Annotated in this window: 15 protein-coding genes; 7 read left to right on the top strand and 8 right to left on the bottom strand. The window is 73.9% G+C overall.

The features are described from left to right. Window positions 1–320: 320 nt before the first annotated feature. The 3 genes from ACIA8Q_RS11325 to ACIA8Q_RS11315 all read left to right on the top strand — a co-directional run bounded on the left by ACIA8Q_RS11325 (window position 321) and on the right by ACIA8Q_RS11315 (window position 3,241). The gene (locus ACIA8Q_RS11325; RefSeq protein WP_396317169.1) at window positions 321–1,037 is read left to right on the top strand and encodes a histone deacetylase; all 717 of its coding nucleotides are present in this window, start codon (window positions 321–323) and stop codon (window positions 1,035–1,037) included. Window positions 1,038–1,226: 189 nt separating this feature from the next. Next, on the top strand, window positions 1,227–2,684 hold the full coding sequence (locus ACIA8Q_RS11320) for a multicopper oxidase domain-containing protein (protein WP_360206937.1): 1,458 nt from the start codon (window positions 1,227–1,229) through the stop codon (window positions 2,682–2,684). A 203-nt stretch (window positions 2,685–2,887) separates the two neighbouring features. Continuing rightward, entirely contained in the window at window positions 2,888–3,241 is a 354-nt protein-coding gene (locus ACIA8Q_RS11315) for a hypothetical protein (RefSeq protein ID WP_360206934.1), read from the top strand. Window positions 3,242–3,259: 18 nt separating this feature from the next. Here ACIA8Q_RS11315 and ACIA8Q_RS11310 read toward each other — a convergent pair whose 3' ends face one another. After that, window positions 3,260–3,499, bottom strand: coding sequence for a hypothetical protein (locus ACIA8Q_RS11310; RefSeq protein WP_360206932.1), 240 nt, complete (start codon window positions 3,497–3,499; stop codon window positions 3,260–3,262). Between the two features lie 243 nt (window positions 3,500–3,742). Here ACIA8Q_RS11310 and ACIA8Q_RS11305 point away from each other — a divergent pair, with 243 nt between their 5' ends. Continuing rightward, window positions 3,743–4,144: a VOC family protein gene (locus ACIA8Q_RS11305; RefSeq protein ID WP_360206929.1), complete on the top strand. Its 402-nt coding sequence runs from the start codon at window positions 3,743–3,745 to the stop codon at window positions 4,142–4,144. Window positions 4,145–4,191: 47 nt separating this feature from the next. Here the strand turns inward: ACIA8Q_RS11305 and ACIA8Q_RS11300 are convergent, their stop codons facing one another. Together ACIA8Q_RS11300 and ACIA8Q_RS11295 are read right to left on the bottom strand one after the other, a co-directional pair. Further along, on the bottom strand, window positions 4,192–4,371 hold the full coding sequence (locus tag ACIA8Q_RS11300) for a hypothetical protein (RefSeq protein ID WP_396317047.1): 180 nt from the start codon (window positions 4,369–4,371) through the stop codon (window positions 4,192–4,194). Between the two features lie 80 nt (window positions 4,372–4,451). Then, the gene (locus ACIA8Q_RS11295) at window positions 4,452–4,907 is read right to left on the bottom strand and encodes an Lrp/AsnC family transcriptional regulator (RefSeq protein WP_396317046.1); all 456 of its coding nucleotides are present in this window, start codon (window positions 4,905–4,907) and stop codon (window positions 4,452–4,454) included. 76 nt (window positions 4,908–4,983) lie between these two features. Between ACIA8Q_RS11295 and ACIA8Q_RS11290 the strand changes: the two genes are divergently transcribed. After that, complete coding sequence (locus ACIA8Q_RS11290; RefSeq protein ID WP_387903563.1) at window positions 4,984–5,907, top strand: SMP-30/gluconolactonase/LRE family protein; 924 nt, start codon at window positions 4,984–4,986, stop codon at window positions 5,905–5,907. Window positions 5,908–6,035: 128 nt separating this feature from the next. On the opposite strand, the gene ACIA8Q_RS11285 is transcribed toward ACIA8Q_RS11290, so the two are convergent. After that, entirely contained in the window at window positions 6,036–6,803 is a 768-nt protein-coding gene (locus tag ACIA8Q_RS11285; protein WP_360206916.1) for a GntR family transcriptional regulator, read from the bottom strand. Between the two features lie 181 nt (window positions 6,804–6,984). Between ACIA8Q_RS11285 and ACIA8Q_RS11280 the strand changes: the two genes are divergently transcribed. Further along, window positions 6,985–8,541, top strand: coding sequence for an alkaline phosphatase family protein (locus ACIA8Q_RS11280; protein ID WP_396317045.1), 1,557 nt, complete (start codon window positions 6,985–6,987; stop codon window positions 8,539–8,541). Window positions 8,542–8,658: 117 nt separating this feature from the next. Here the strand turns inward: ACIA8Q_RS11280 and ACIA8Q_RS11275 are convergent, their stop codons facing one another. Continuing rightward, a complete protein-coding gene (locus tag ACIA8Q_RS11275) occupies window positions 8,659–9,111 on the bottom strand; it encodes a hypothetical protein (protein WP_360206911.1) in 453 nt (150 codons plus the stop codon). A gap of 370 nt (window positions 9,112–9,481) precedes the next feature. Next, window positions 9,482–10,402, bottom strand: coding sequence for a patatin-like phospholipase family protein (locus ACIA8Q_RS11270; protein ID WP_360206908.1), 921 nt, complete (start codon window positions 10,400–10,402; stop codon window positions 9,482–9,484). A gap of 98 nt (window positions 10,403–10,500) precedes the next feature. On the opposite strand from ACIA8Q_RS11270, the gene ACIA8Q_RS11265 reads away from it, so the two are divergent. Further along, window positions 10,501–11,082, top strand: coding sequence for a TetR/AcrR family transcriptional regulator (locus tag ACIA8Q_RS11265; protein WP_396317044.1), 582 nt, complete (start codon window positions 10,501–10,503; stop codon window positions 11,080–11,082). A gap of 204 nt (window positions 11,083–11,286) precedes the next feature. On the opposite strand, the gene ACIA8Q_RS11260 is transcribed toward ACIA8Q_RS11265, so the two are convergent. Continuing rightward, window positions 11,287–12,555: a sugar ABC transporter permease gene (locus tag ACIA8Q_RS11260; RefSeq protein WP_360206903.1), complete on the bottom strand. Its 1,269-nt coding sequence runs from the start codon at window positions 12,553–12,555 to the stop codon at window positions 11,287–11,289. Further along, window positions 12,552–13,340, bottom strand: coding sequence for an ATP-binding cassette domain-containing protein (locus ACIA8Q_RS11255; protein ID WP_360206900.1), 789 nt, complete (start codon window positions 13,338–13,340; stop codon window positions 12,552–12,554). The genes ACIA8Q_RS11260 and ACIA8Q_RS11255 overlap by 4 nt, the downstream gene beginning before the upstream one ends. Between the last annotated feature and the right edge of the window lie 174 nt (window positions 13,341–13,514).

Raw genomic sequence — 13,514 nt, 5'->3', positions numbered from 1 at the left:
CCTCGGCTCCGTCGGTGCGGGTGCGCGGGTTTCGCCGCGTACGGGTGGTGCGGGGTGTCGCTTGGCGGGAAGCGCCCACTCACCATGACTCCGCTGGGAGTTGGCTGGATGCAGCGGAGGTACGGTCAAAGGAGATTCTCATGATCGGTGCCGGCCGGGGGTGGCGGCCCGATGATTCGAAAGTCGTTTCGGGCGGGTGTGGGCGTTTTCGCTGGTGAAGGGTAGCCGCTCGGCGGCCCGGTGCCCGCGGCGCGGTGTGGCGGGCCCGCCGCCCGCCCGCCACGGGGCCGGCGCTGCTAGCGTCCCCGTCCGTGAGCGCGATGCGGCCCGGTGACGGCACGCCGGGCCCCGACCGGCCGGCGGCCCGGCCCGGCGGTGCGGCGGCCCGGCCAGGCGGTGCGGGCGGCGCTCCGGCGGCCGGGAGCGGCGCGCTGGTCTGGTACGCCGCGTACGGGTCGAACCTGCACGCCCCCCGGCTCGCCCGCTACCTGCTCGGCGGGCGCCCCGAGGGCGGCGCCCTCGCCTGCCCCGGCTGCCGCGACCCGCGCCCGCCGCTGCGGGACGTGCCCGTGCTGCTGCCCGGGCTGCTGTACTTCGCCACCGAGTCCGCGGTGTGGGGCGGCGGCCGCGGCTTCTACGACCCGGACGCCGCCGGACCCGCCCCCGGCCGCGCCTACCTGCTGACGCTCGGCCAGTTCAGCGACATCGCCGCCCAGGAGATGTACCGCTCCCCCGGCACCGACCTCGACCTCACCGGGGTGCTCGCCACCGGGCGCGCCACGCTCGGCCCCGGCCGCTACGAGACGCTGGTGCACGCGGGCGAACTGGACGGGCTCCCCCTGCTGACCCTCACCGCCCCCACCGGCCTGGCCGGCGCCGACCTCAACCCGCCCTCCGCCGCCTACCTGCGCACCCTGGCCGCGGGCCTGGCGCAGGCCCACGGCTGGGACAGCCGGCGCACCGCCCGCTACTTGGCCTCGCGTCCGGGTGCGGCCGGGCACTGGAGCGCGCAGGGTGTGCTGGAGGCGCTGGCCTGACCGGCCGCCGGGAGCGGGACCCGGCCCGGCCGGCCCGGGCCGCGGTGTCAGCCGTTCGTTCGGGACACGAACATCCGAGCGGAAAGCAAGCCGATCTTGAGCCCCGTGCGCAAGGGTCGCCCCGCTGTTCTTCACCGCTTCGGGTGCCGCCAGGCGCCGGGAGCCCGACGTTCTCCCCGGGGGACACCAGTGATCACACGTAGGACCCTGCTCCGGACCGGCGTGGCGGCCAGCGCCACGCTCGGGACCGCCGGCCTGCTGCTCCCCGCGCTCACGGACGTCGCGCAGGCAGCCGACCTCGACGCCTCCACCATCCCGAAGTTCGCCCAGGCCATGCCCGTCCCGCAGCCGCTCGAGCCGTACTCCGACGACGGCGACGCGGACGTCTACAAGCTGACGATGAAGGAGACCACCGCCGAGATCGTGCCCGGCTTCAGGACCGCGGTGCGCACCTACGGCGACAGCTTCCCCGGCCCGCTCATCCAGGCCACCTCCGGGCGCCCCGTGGTGATCCACCAGACCAACCGGCTGAGCGTCGACACCTCGGTCCACCTGCACGGCGGCCACGTGCCGGCCAAGAGCGACGGCGCGCCGATGGACCTGATCGCGGCCGGCGGCGGCCGCCGGACGTACGTCTACCCGAACCAGCAGCCGCACGCGAACCTGTGGTTCCACGACCACGCCCACCACATGGAGTCGGAAAACGTCTTCCGCGGGCTCGCCGGCCTCTACCTGCTCACCGACGACGTCGAGGACGGCCTGGACCTGCCGGACGAGGAGCAGGACGTGCCGATCGCCCTGCGCGACGCACGCTTCGACAGCGCCGGCCAGCTCGTCTACGTGATGGGCGACCGCCTGCGCAACGTGGTGCTGGCCAACGGCAAGGCCTGGCCGTACTTCGAGGTCGCCACCCGGCGCTACCGCTTCCGCGTGTTCAACACCTCCAACCAGCGGTTCTTCAAGCTCGCGCTGTCCGACGGCTCGGCGTTCCAGCAGATCGGCTCGGACGGCGGGCTGCTGCCCGCGCCGCTGACCACCACGAGCGTGTTCCTCTCCCCCGGCGAGCGGGCGGACGTCGTCGTCGACTTCGGCCACTACCCGGTGGGCACCACCCTGGTGCTGAAGAACACCTTCGGCGACCAGAGCGCCCCCACCGCGCAGGTCCTGCAGTTCCGGGTCACCCGCCGGGAGCGCGACGACACCGAGCCGCTCCCGGACACCCTGCGCACGCTGCCCGAGCTGCCGGCCGCCACCACCACCCGCGACTTCAGGCTCAGCATGGACGAGGGCCCCGCCACGCCCGGCGCGATGCCGATGGCCTACATCAACGGCCTGGTCTACGACTCGGACCGGATCGACACGGTGATCCCGTACGGCTCCACCGAGATCTGGACCGTCACCAACACCAACCAGCGGATGCCGCACAACTTCCACCTGCACCTGGTGCAGTTCCGGGTGCTGGAGCGCGGCGGCAAACCGGTCACCTCCGGCCCGGAGTGCGGCCTGAAGGACACCGTGTCGCTGCTGCCGGGCGAGAGCGTCAAGCTGCAGGCGACCTTCACCGGGTACCGCGGCGAGTACCTGTACCACTGCCACCTGATCGACCACGCGGCGATGGGCATGATGGGGACGATGAAGATCGTCTGACGTGGCGGGCGCGCGGCGGGCGGGCCGTCCCGGCGGCCGCGGGGGCGCGGGTGCCGGGCGAAACCTTGCGGCCGCACCCGGCACCGCGGCACCGGGCCGACACGCCGCCCACCGGGGGAAGGTCGCCCACCACCGCCGCCGCGGCTCCTACTGTCGCCTGGCCCCGTTCGGGGCGAAACCCGACAGAAGCGGAGAAAACACCCATGACCCGTACGACCCGCAGCATCACGTGGGCGCTGACCCTGCTCGCCGCCGCCGGCGTGGCCGCCGCCGTCCCGGGCACCGCCTCGGCCGACACGGTCTCCGGCGGCAACCACGGGACGGTGATCATCGGCAACGGCAACCAGGTCGCGGGCTACGACATCATCAACGCGGGCAACGACGCCACCGTCGGCTCCCACAACGGCTCGGGCCAGGTGGCCGGCGGCGCGATGGACGACGCCGCGCAGGTCGCCGGCGGCAACTTCTGGACGGTGATCATCGGCGACGGCAACCAGATCGCCGGCGACGACATCATCAACGCCGAGAACGACGCCACCGTCGGCTCCGACAACTGAGCCCCGGGCCCGCGCCGCTCAGGCGGCGCGGGCCTCCAGCCAGTGCAGCAGGACGGCACGCTCGGTGTCGGTGATCGGGTGGTGCGGGTCCGGGGCCTGGGCCCAGCGGCGCAGGCGCTCCAGCGTGGCCGGGTCGAGATCCAGGTACAGCCGCCAGTGCGAGCGGGAGTGGCAGTCCGGATCGTGCGGTTCGCGACAGGTGTCGCAGTGGGTGAAGTAGGCCTCGATCAGGCGGTGGGCAGTCGACTCGTCCGACATGCGTCCGGCACTCTTCCTCTCTGCCTCACGGCCCGTGGTCTCCCTTCCCAGGGTGCGTGACCCCCACCCCCGGCCGGGAGGGGACCAAAGTCCCGCGCCCCGACCACCGCGCCCCGACACCGCGGTCCGGCCACCGCGGTCCGGCGCCGGCCGGTGAGACCTCGGTCCTACTCCCTTCGTCGCAGACCGGGCGGGGCCTGCGCCCAATGCCCCGGCACCCGGCACCGCTCTACCTTGATCCACATGAGGATTCCCGAGCACCACCGGCACGCAGTCGTCCCCCACGTCATGGTCGACGGGGCCGCCGAGGCGATCGACTTCTACACGACCGCGTTCGGGGCCACCGAGCTCTTCCGGCTCGACGGCGAGGACGGTCGGATCGCCCATGCCGAGATCACCGTCCACGGCGCCACGCTGATGCTCGGCGACGCCCACGCCGCCCCCTTCGCCCCGCCCGCCCCCGGCGCCGCCTCCGTCGCCCTGCACGTCTACGTACCGGACGTCGACGCACTGACCGCCCGCGCCGTCGACGCCGGCGCCCGGCTGCTCTCCCCCGCCGCCGACATGCCCTACGGCGCACGGCAGTCCATGCTCCGCGACCCCTTCGGCCACGTCTGGATCCTCCTGACCCCCCTCACCACCTGACCCGCCGGCCCCCGGCGGGGGGCGTCGGGGCCCGGCAGGTGCGGGCCTCAGCCCTCCAGGCCCAGGTCGGTGCGCATGACCCGGCGCAGGGCCACCCAGCGGTCCCGGGCCACCGGAACGAGCGGGAAGTCGGCCCGGCCGACGTCCCACTCCGGGGGTTCGCCGGGGTGGGTGGCGGGGCGCCGGTGTTCGCCTTCGACGACTTCCTGTCCGGCCCGGAGGTCCACTCCCCGGGTGGCGGCGGCCTGATGGCCGAACTCCCTTTGCCGCAGCGGCTGTCGATGTGGGCTGCGGCGCCGGGCGCGTCCTAGCGGGTGAGGGAGGGCGGGCGTTCGAAGAAGGTCTCCAGGGAGACGGTCGCCTGGGTGCCGCTGACGCCGTCGATGGCGTACAGGCGGCGCAGCACGTCCTGGAGCTGTTCGGTGCTGGGGGTGCGCACCTTGACCAGGACGGAGGCGCTGCCCGCGATGATGTGGGCCTCCTCGATCTCCGGGATCGCGGCGAAGGCCTGGGCGGAGTCGCCCATCCAGGCCGAGGACTCGACCATCACGAAGGCGAGGACGCCGAGGCCCAGCGCCTTGGGGTCGACGTCGACGGTGGTGCGCCGTACGACGCCGCGTTCGCGCAGTTTGCGGACCCGTTCGTGGGTCGCGCCCGCGGAGAGTCCGATCGCCTTGCCCAGTGCGGCGTAGGCCTGCCCGGCGTCCTGCTGCAGTAGCGCGACCAGCGCGCGGTCGGTCTCGTCGAGGTTCTCCGATGCCATGGTGGAACCATATCCGCTTCTGCCATACTCATGCCGAACCGAATGAGGTTCGGAGTTGAGCAGCAAGGGGTGGACTGTGTCTGGCAATGTTCTGTACGGCCTGTACGAGGTTCTGGACGACCGGTTCCGGGCCGGGAAGTGCGCCAACGGGGACGTGCGGCTGGAGAAGCTGCACGGGGACTGCCGGTGGGCCGAGGGGCCGGTCTACCTGCCCGCCTGGCGCCAGCTGATCTGGAGCGACATCCCCAACGACCGCATGCTGCGCTGGGACGAGGCCACCGGCACCGTCGGCGTCTTCCGCTCCCCCGCCGGCCACAGCAACGGCAACACGCTGGACCGCGAGGGCCGGCTCGTCACCTGCGAGCAGGGCAACCGCCGCGTCACCCGCACCGAGCACGACGGCACCCTCACCGTCCTGGCCGACCGCTACCGGGGCCGGCGCCTCAACTCCCCCAACGACGCCGTGGTGCACTCTGACGGCTCGATCTGGTTCTCCGACCCGGACTTCGGCATCACCAGCGACTACGAGGGCCACCGCGCCGACCCCGAGCTCGACGGCTGCCACGTCTACCGCATCGACCCCGCCGACGGCACGATCCGCCTGGTCGCCGACGGCTTCACCGGCCCCAACGGCCTGGTCTTCTCCGCCGACGAGCGGCAGCTGTACGTCTCCGACAGCCGGGCCCGGCACATCCGCGTCTTCGACGTGCGCGAGGACGGCACCCTCTCCGACGGCAAGGTCTTCGCCGAGGCCCCGGACAGCGGATTCGACAACATCCGCTTCGACGACGGGGGGCGCCTGTGGGCGGCCGCCTTCGACGACGGCGTGCACTGCTACGACCCGGACGGCACGCTGATCGGACGCCTGCTCACCCCCGAGCCCGTCTCCAACATCGCCTTCGGCGGGCCGAAGAACAACCGCCTCTTCCTCACCGCGACCACCTCGCTGTACTCCGTGGTCATGGCGGTGACCGGGCTCCCCCGGGTGCGCCGGGCCTGACGACCCGGCCGCCGCCGGGGTTGCGGGCCGGGACGTTCATCCGGTTCGCCGCGTCGACGAGGGAGACCACGACCACCAGGACGGCCGGCTGCTCCTGGGGCGAGGTGGCGGCGCCGGCCGTGACGCGGTCAGTCGGTGGTCGGGGCGTGCAGGGCGAGGGTGAAGCTGAAGCGGTCACCGCGGTAGAGGGTGCGGACCTGTTCGAGGGGCCGGCCGGCGTCGTCGCGGCTGCGGCGGTGGAGCAGCAGCATGGGCAGGGCGGGCGGGGTGCCGATGAGGAGGGCTTCGCGGGGGGTGGCGAGGACGGTCTCGATGCGTTCGTCGGCGCCGCCGAGGTGGATGCCGCGTTCACGCAGGTGCCCGTAGAAGGATCCTTCGGGGTCGAACTCCTCGTCCAGGTGCGGGACTCGGGCGACGGGGACGTAGGTGGACTCCAGGCCGACGCGTTCCTCGTCGGCGCGCAGCACGCGCTCCAGGTGCCAGAGGGGTTCGCCTGCGGGGACGTCGAGGCGTTCGGCCATGGCGGGGTCGGCGGGCAGGCGGTCGAGGGTGATGAGGGTGCGGCCGGGGCGCAGGCCCTGGCGGGTGACGCCCTCGGTGTAGCTGGCGAGGGAGAGCGGCTGTTCGATCTTGGGGCCGGCGACGACGGTGCCGCGGCCCTGGCGGCGCAGGCGGCCTTCGAGGAGGAGTTCGCGCAGGGCCTGGCGGACGGTGGCGCGGGCGACGTGGTGGCGTTCGGCGAGGTCGGCTTCGGTGGGCAGGCGTCCGCCGGGGCCGAGTTCGGCGATGAGGTCCTCGAGGCGGGCCTTGACCAGGTAGTACTTGGGCACCCGGCCGTGCTCGGGGACGCCGGAGCGGGCGGGGGCGAGGGGGGCCTGCGGGGTGCCGTGGTTCACCGCGCCACTGTATCGAGCGGTGGTGTCACACCCCTCAGGTAACGGATTGATAACCGGTCTGGACTGAATTTCGGCAGTTGTTCATACCGGCGTGGGAGATGGGAGGGGTCCTCCTCGTCCGGCCGCCCCATTCTCGGTGCCGGTGCAACCGCACCCCGCCGCCCCCGAGTTGGGAGCCCCCGTGCGTATCCCCCGCTCCACCTGGACCGCCCTGACCACCGCCGCCGTGGCCGCCGCGCTGCTGCCGCTCGCCCCCGTCACCGCCACCGCCGCCCCCGCCGGCGCGGGCACCGCGACCGCCGGCACGGACGCCGCCGCAGCCCCGTACAAGGGCCTGCCCGGTGGCGTGCGCCAGGCCAAGACGCTGGTCATCGGCGTCGACGGCACCCGCTACGACAAGCTGCTGAGCGCCGACGCGCCCAACCTGAAGGCACTGATGGCCGGTGGCATGACCGCCACCGGCAACCTGTACGCCAACCCGCTGGCGCCCACCCTGTCCGGACCGGGCTGGTCGACCATCGGCACCGGCGTGTGGCCGGACAAGCACCAGGTCAAGGACAACACCTTCGCGGGCGCCCGCTTCGACCTCTACCCCGACTTCGCCAGCCGCCTGGAGAACGCCGACCCGGCCACCTCCACCCTGGTGATCGGCTCGTGGAACCCGATCACCGCCAACGTCTTCAACGGCCGGGCCGACGTGCGGATCGCCGAGAGCGAGAACGACGCCAAGACCGCCTCCGACGCCGCCGACTACCTCGCCAACGGCAACCCGGACGCCACCTTCCTGCACTTCGACGAGGTCGACGAGGCCGGACACTCCTACGGCGGCGCCAGCCCCCAGTACACGGCCGCCATCCACTCCGTCGACGCCCTCGTCGGCCAGGTGGTGCAGGCCGTCAAGTCCCGCGCCACGTACGGGTCGGAGGACTGGCTGATCGTCGTCACCACCGACCACGGCCACACCGACGCCGGCGGCCACGGCGGCAACAGCGCCAACGAGCGGCAGACCTTCGTGATCGCCGACGGCGCGGGCTACCCGGCCGGGTCCCGGCGCTACGACGTCAAGCCGGTGGACGTCGCACCGACCGTCCTCGCGCACGAGGGCGCCGCGATCGACCCGGCCTGGCAGCTCGACGGGCAGCCGATCGACCGGATCGTCCCGGACGCCTTCGACGCGCTGCGCCCGGCCCTGCAGGCCCGGGCCGACGAGAGCGGCATCCCGGCCGGCGTCAAGGGCTGGACCCACACCCCGCCCGCCGGCTGGAGCATCGACAACTCCCGGATGCCCGGCGGCGGCGTGACGGAGTGGCGCGGCTGGGCCTTCGCCACCGACGAGTTCTGGACCGCCGCCCAGCTCGGGCAGAGCCGCGAGACGAACGTGCGGGCGCGCAACGTGTTCGCCGTCGCCGACTCCGACGAGTGGGACGACAAGACCCACGGCGCGGGCCAGTTCGACTCCACCCTGGTCAGCCCCGCCTACCCGGTGGCCGGGCCCGGGCGGGCCACGTTGTCCTTCGCGACGGACTACAAGGTCGACGGCCCGCAGACCGGCGACGTGTACGCGGTCTTCGACAACGGCGCCCCGCAGCTGGTGAAGTCCTACCGCGCGGACCTGAACACCGTCGAGCACCTGCCGGTGACGGTGCCGGCCGGCGCGAGCAGCGTGCGCTTCCAGTTCCGCTACACCGGCACCAACAGCGCGTTCTGGACCGTCGACCAGGCCTCCTTCGACAGCTGACGCCGGCGGGCGCCCGCCGGCGCCGAACGCGCGACGGGCCGGCGCCGAACGAACGCCGAACGGGCGCCGCCCGCCGCCCCGGGGTACCTTCCGGGGCGGCGGGCGGCGCCGTACGGGCTACAGCGGCGGGAGCGTGCCGAGCTTGACGTCGCCCGTGTAGTGCTTGCCGAGCGCGTCGAAGTCGTAGTACAGGTGCACGTCGTCGCCCACCAGGTAGAACCTCTGCGTGCCGTTGACGAACGGCGACAGGCCCAGGTGGAAGGTGATGCCCTCGGTCAGGCTGCCCGAGGCGCTGCCGACCTTCTTCTTCCCGAGCAGCGGCACGTTGGCGTAGACCACGATGGACGCGGAACGGGCGGTGGTGTCGAGCGTGAGCGTGGTCTCCAGCGGACCGGTGACGTAGGTCCAGGTCTGCACCTCCGCGGCGGCGGTGGCGACGTCCTGGACCACGACGACCGGGGCCGGGGCCGCGGCCGGGGTGGCGGCCAGGGCCGCCGTGCTGCCGAGACCGGTGACAAGAGCGAGGCCGGCGACCACGACTCCGGCACGACGTACGAAGCGGTTCTTCATGGTTCCCTCCGAATGTGTGAACTGTTCGTCGGGCCCCCCGGGGGTGATGTCTATCAGTCAACTCGACTGCTGTACCAGGGTGTTGAACATCACCACCCACTTCGGCGTACCCCTGGTCTCACTCGTTCGGGTGACTTTCCTTGACTTTGCCATCACCCCCGTGCAGCGGCACTGCGGCGCGGGTCACCGCCGCATCGGGAAGCAACCCCACCGCCGCGGCGGCCCGCCCCGGCCCGCGGCCGCGCCCGCGGTGGACCGCTCCGAAGGAGCCCGCCCCACCGACCACCCGCCGATGACCACCCGCCACCGACCACCCGCCACCGGGGCGGCCCGGCCCCGGAGCCGCCGGGGGCCGAACCGCCGTACGCCGTCAGGTGGTCGACGCGCCCCACGCCGCCCGTACGGCCCGGGCCTGCCCGCCCGCCTGGCGCAGGCCCTCGCGGTAGGCCTGCTCCCAGGTGTCCCAGTCCGCGCGGTCGGAGTCCAGGACGGCCTGGCCGGCCGGGTCGGGGGCGAGGACCAGTTCGGCGTCCGCCGGCGGGCGCGGGAAGCGGTGGGCCAGCGGCTCGACCACCAGGACGGCGCGGGCGCCGGCGGCGAGGTCGGCGTTGGCGCCGGCGCGCAGCGAGCCGTCCATGCAGCGGCGCCCGTCGGGGAGGGTGACGGGCGGTTCGACGCCGGGGAAGGCGCTGCTGGCGGCGACGGCGTGCAGCAGCGGCAGGCCGTCGTGCGCGCTCCAGACGGCGGGTTCGCCGGTGCCGGCGTCGACGGCGGTGATCAGGAGGTGCCGGGGCCAGGGGTGGGTGCCGATCAGGGCGCGCCGGTTGTCCAGCAGGGCCTGTTCGGCGTCGGGGTCGGCGGTGTCGAGGGCGAGGCGGCCGACGCGGCGGCGGGCCTCGGCGGGGTCCAGGCCCTGGCCGAGGACGGCGAACACGGCGCCCGCGCCGGCGGGGTCGGGCCGGCGGGCGCCGGGGCGGGGGGCGGTGCGGCGGGCGGGGTCGACGAGGTGGCTCGGGTCCTGTCCGGTGGCGATCAGGGCGCCGACCACGGCGCCGGCGGAGGTGCCGACGATCAGGTCGGCGCCGGCCGGGTCGGCCCCGGCCAGGTGCAGGCCGTGGACGAGTCCGGCCGTCCAGGCGGCGCCCAGGCGTCCGCCGGGGCCGAGGACCAGGGCCCGGTCGGGCGCCCCCTGCCCGTCGGTCCGGCGGGCGGCGTGGTCCTGCGCCCGGTCGCCTGCCCGCTCGGCGGCGTGGTCCTGCGCGTGGTGCGGTGTGCGGTCGCCGGTGTCCATGGCGGTATCCCCTCCCCGTTGTTGAAACAGTCGTACCATATACTCCTGGTGATCACTGACGCCGCCTCAGCGCGGCACCGGCGGAAGGACGGTCGCCCGTGGGACGCCCCCCGGACCCCGAGCGCCGCGGGCGCACCCTGGCCCGGGCCACCGACTACGTGCTGGCGCACGGGCTGGCCGGGCTGAGCCTGCGTCCGCTGGCCGCCGCGCTGGAGACCAGTCCGCGGATGCTGCTCTACGACTTCGGCAGCAAGCAGGAGCTGGTGGCGGCCGTCCTCGCCGAGGCGCGCCGCCGGGGCGCGGCCCGTCTCGCCGAGCACCTGCCGCCGCACCGCGGGGCCCCGGGCGCCGTGCAGGCCGGCCCGCGCGAGCGGCTGCGGGGGATCTGGGCGTGGATGAGCGCGCCCGAACGCGCCCCGTTCGTACGGCTCTTCTTCGAGGTGCACGCCGACCTGCTGGCCCACCCGGAGAACTATCCGGACCAGGCCGGGGCCGTCACGGACTGGTTCGTCCCGCTGCGGGCGGCCCTGCACGACGTGACCACCGGGCCCGGGGACACCGCCACCCCCACGCTGGTGATGGCCGTGGTGCGGGGCCTGCTGTTCGACCTCACCACCACGGGCGACCGCGAGCGCTGCGACCTGGCCCTGGAGCGATTCGCCGGCCTGCTGCAGGCCTGAAGACCCGCCCGTTCCCGGGGCCCGGTCCGCGGGCCGGTGTCACGTCCGGGCGGGCCGCTTCCGTCCGAGGAGTGACGGCCCCGGGCCCCGCGGCCGGGCAGGTCCTCAAGACGCGGACGCCCCGGTGCCCCCGCCGGGAGGGCGGGGGCACCGGGGCGTCGGTGCGCGGCGGAGCCGGCGGTGGAGCCGGCCGCGGGTGGTCCGCTAGCGGGCCGCTGAGGCGCGGGTGCGGCGGGAGACGGAGTCCAGGACGACGGCGGCCAGCAGGACGGCGCCGGTGATCATGTACTGGATGGCCTGGGCCGCGTGGACCATGTCCAGGCCGGTGGTGATGGACTGGATGACCAGGATGCCCAGCAGCGCCGACCAGGTCTTGCCGCGTCCGCCGAACAGGCTGGTGCCGCCGATGACGGCCGCCGCGATGGCGCTCATCAGGACGTTGCCGCTGCCGAGCTGCTTGTCCGCGGAGCCCTGCTGGGAGGCGATGAACAGGCCGCCGAGCCCGGCCAGGAAGGCGGAGAACATGAAGACGGAGATCCGCACCCGGGCGACGTTGATGCCGGCGCGGCGGGCGGCCTCGACGCCGCCGCCGACGGCGAAGATCTGCCGGCCGTAGGAGGTGCGGCGCAGCATGAAGTCGGTGAGGACGACGGCGCCGAGCAGGACGACCAGGGGCAGCGGCAGGCCGCGGTCCTGGTTGAGCATGTAGGCGCCGACCAGGGCGAGGACGGCGAGGGCGCCGGTGCGCAGGGCGATCTCGCCGGTGCTGCGGGCGGGCAGGCCGGCGGCGGTGCGGCGGCGGGCGTCCAGGAGCTGGGCGGCGAGGAAGGCGGCGATGGAGAGGAGGGCGAGGAGCCAGGCGTAGAGGACGTCGCCGTCGCCGAGGAAGTAGGTGTCGAGGTTGGCGACGATGCCGTCGTTGATGTTGTTGACGGTGCCGAGCTTGCCGAGGACGTAGTCCTGCAGGCCGCTCCAGGCGAGCATGCCGGCGAGGGTGACGACGAAGGCGGGGACGCCGATCTTGGCGAAGAAGAAGCCGTGCAGGGCGCCCATGGCGACGGCGGTGGCGAGGGCGAGCAGGATGGCCAGGCCCTCGTTGAGGCCTTCGCGGACGGCGAGGACGGAGGTGACGGCGGCGGCGACGCCGGCGACGGAGCCGAGGGAGAGGTCGATCTCGCCCAGGAGCAGGACGAAGACGACGCCGACGGCGATCAGGCCGGGGCCGGCGATCCACTTGGTGATGTTGGTGAGGTTGTCGGCCTGCAGGAAGTGGCCGGTGACGCTCTGGAAGATGATCGCGATGAGGATCAGGCCGATGATGACGGGCAGTGAGCCGAGGTCGCCGCTCTTGATCTTGCGGCGGAACTCCTCGGCGTAGCCGGCCAGGCCCTGCTGGCGCACCAGCAGTCGGGGGTCGGTGGCGGGGGCGGCGGGGGCCGGGGTGGGGGTGGGGGTGGTCTGGCTGGTGCTCACTTCGCTTCCTCCGCGATGCGTGCCTGGCGCCGGGTGACGGCGTTGTCGGTGGCGCCGGTGATGGCGGAGATGATCTCCTCGTGCGAGGTGTCGGCGACCGGGAAGACCCCGTTGTTGCGGCCCAGGCGCAGGACGGCGACGGTGTCGGCGACGGCCTTGACGTCCGCCATGTTGTGGCTGATCAGGATGACGCCGAGGCCGCGCTCGCGCAGGCGCTCGACGAGGTCGAGGACCTGGGCGGTCTGCTCGACGCCGAGGGCGGCGGTGGGTTCGTCGAGGATGACGATCCGGGGGTCGCCGACCAGGGCGCGGGCGATGGCGACGACCTGGCGCTGTCCGCCGGAGAGGGCGGCGATGGGGATGCGGACGCTGGGGATGCGGATCGAGAGGGTGTCCAGCAGTTCCTTGGCGCGCCGTTCCATGGCGACCTCGTCGAGGGTGCCGCGGCGGTGCAGTTCGCGGCCCAGGAAGAGGTTGGCGACGACGTCGAGGTTGTCGCAGAGTGCGAGGTCCTGGTAGACGGTGGCGACGCCGAGGGCCTGGGCGTCCTGGGGGCGCTCGATGCGGACCGGGCGGCCGTCCCAGCTGATGGTGCCCTCGTCGATCGGGTGGACGCCGGCGATCGTCTTGACCAGGGTGGACTTGCCGGCGCCGTTGTCGCCGACCAGTGCGACGACTTCGCCGGCGTGGACGTCGAGGTCGACGTCGGTGAGTGCCTGGACGGCGCCGAAGCGCTTGGAGACCTCGCGCAGCGCCAGTACGGGTGCGCCCGTCACGTGAACCATCTCCTGCGGGGTAGTGCGTGGTGGGGTGGGTGGTGGGTGCGCGCGGGGCGGGGCACGGCCGGGCGGCGCGCCCCCCCCGGGGGGGGCCCCCCCCGGGCGCGGGGGGCGGGGCGGGGGTGTGGCGGGCGGGGCCGGCCCCGGGTTTGGGCCGCCCGGCCCAGGTGACCGGTTACA

This window comes from Kitasatospora sp. NPDC051705, assembly GCF_044453265.1.
Lineage (GTDB): Bacteria > Actinomycetota > Actinomycetes > Streptomycetales > Streptomycetaceae > Kitasatospora.
This window is presented reverse-complemented; position numbering and strand designations above follow the sequence as displayed.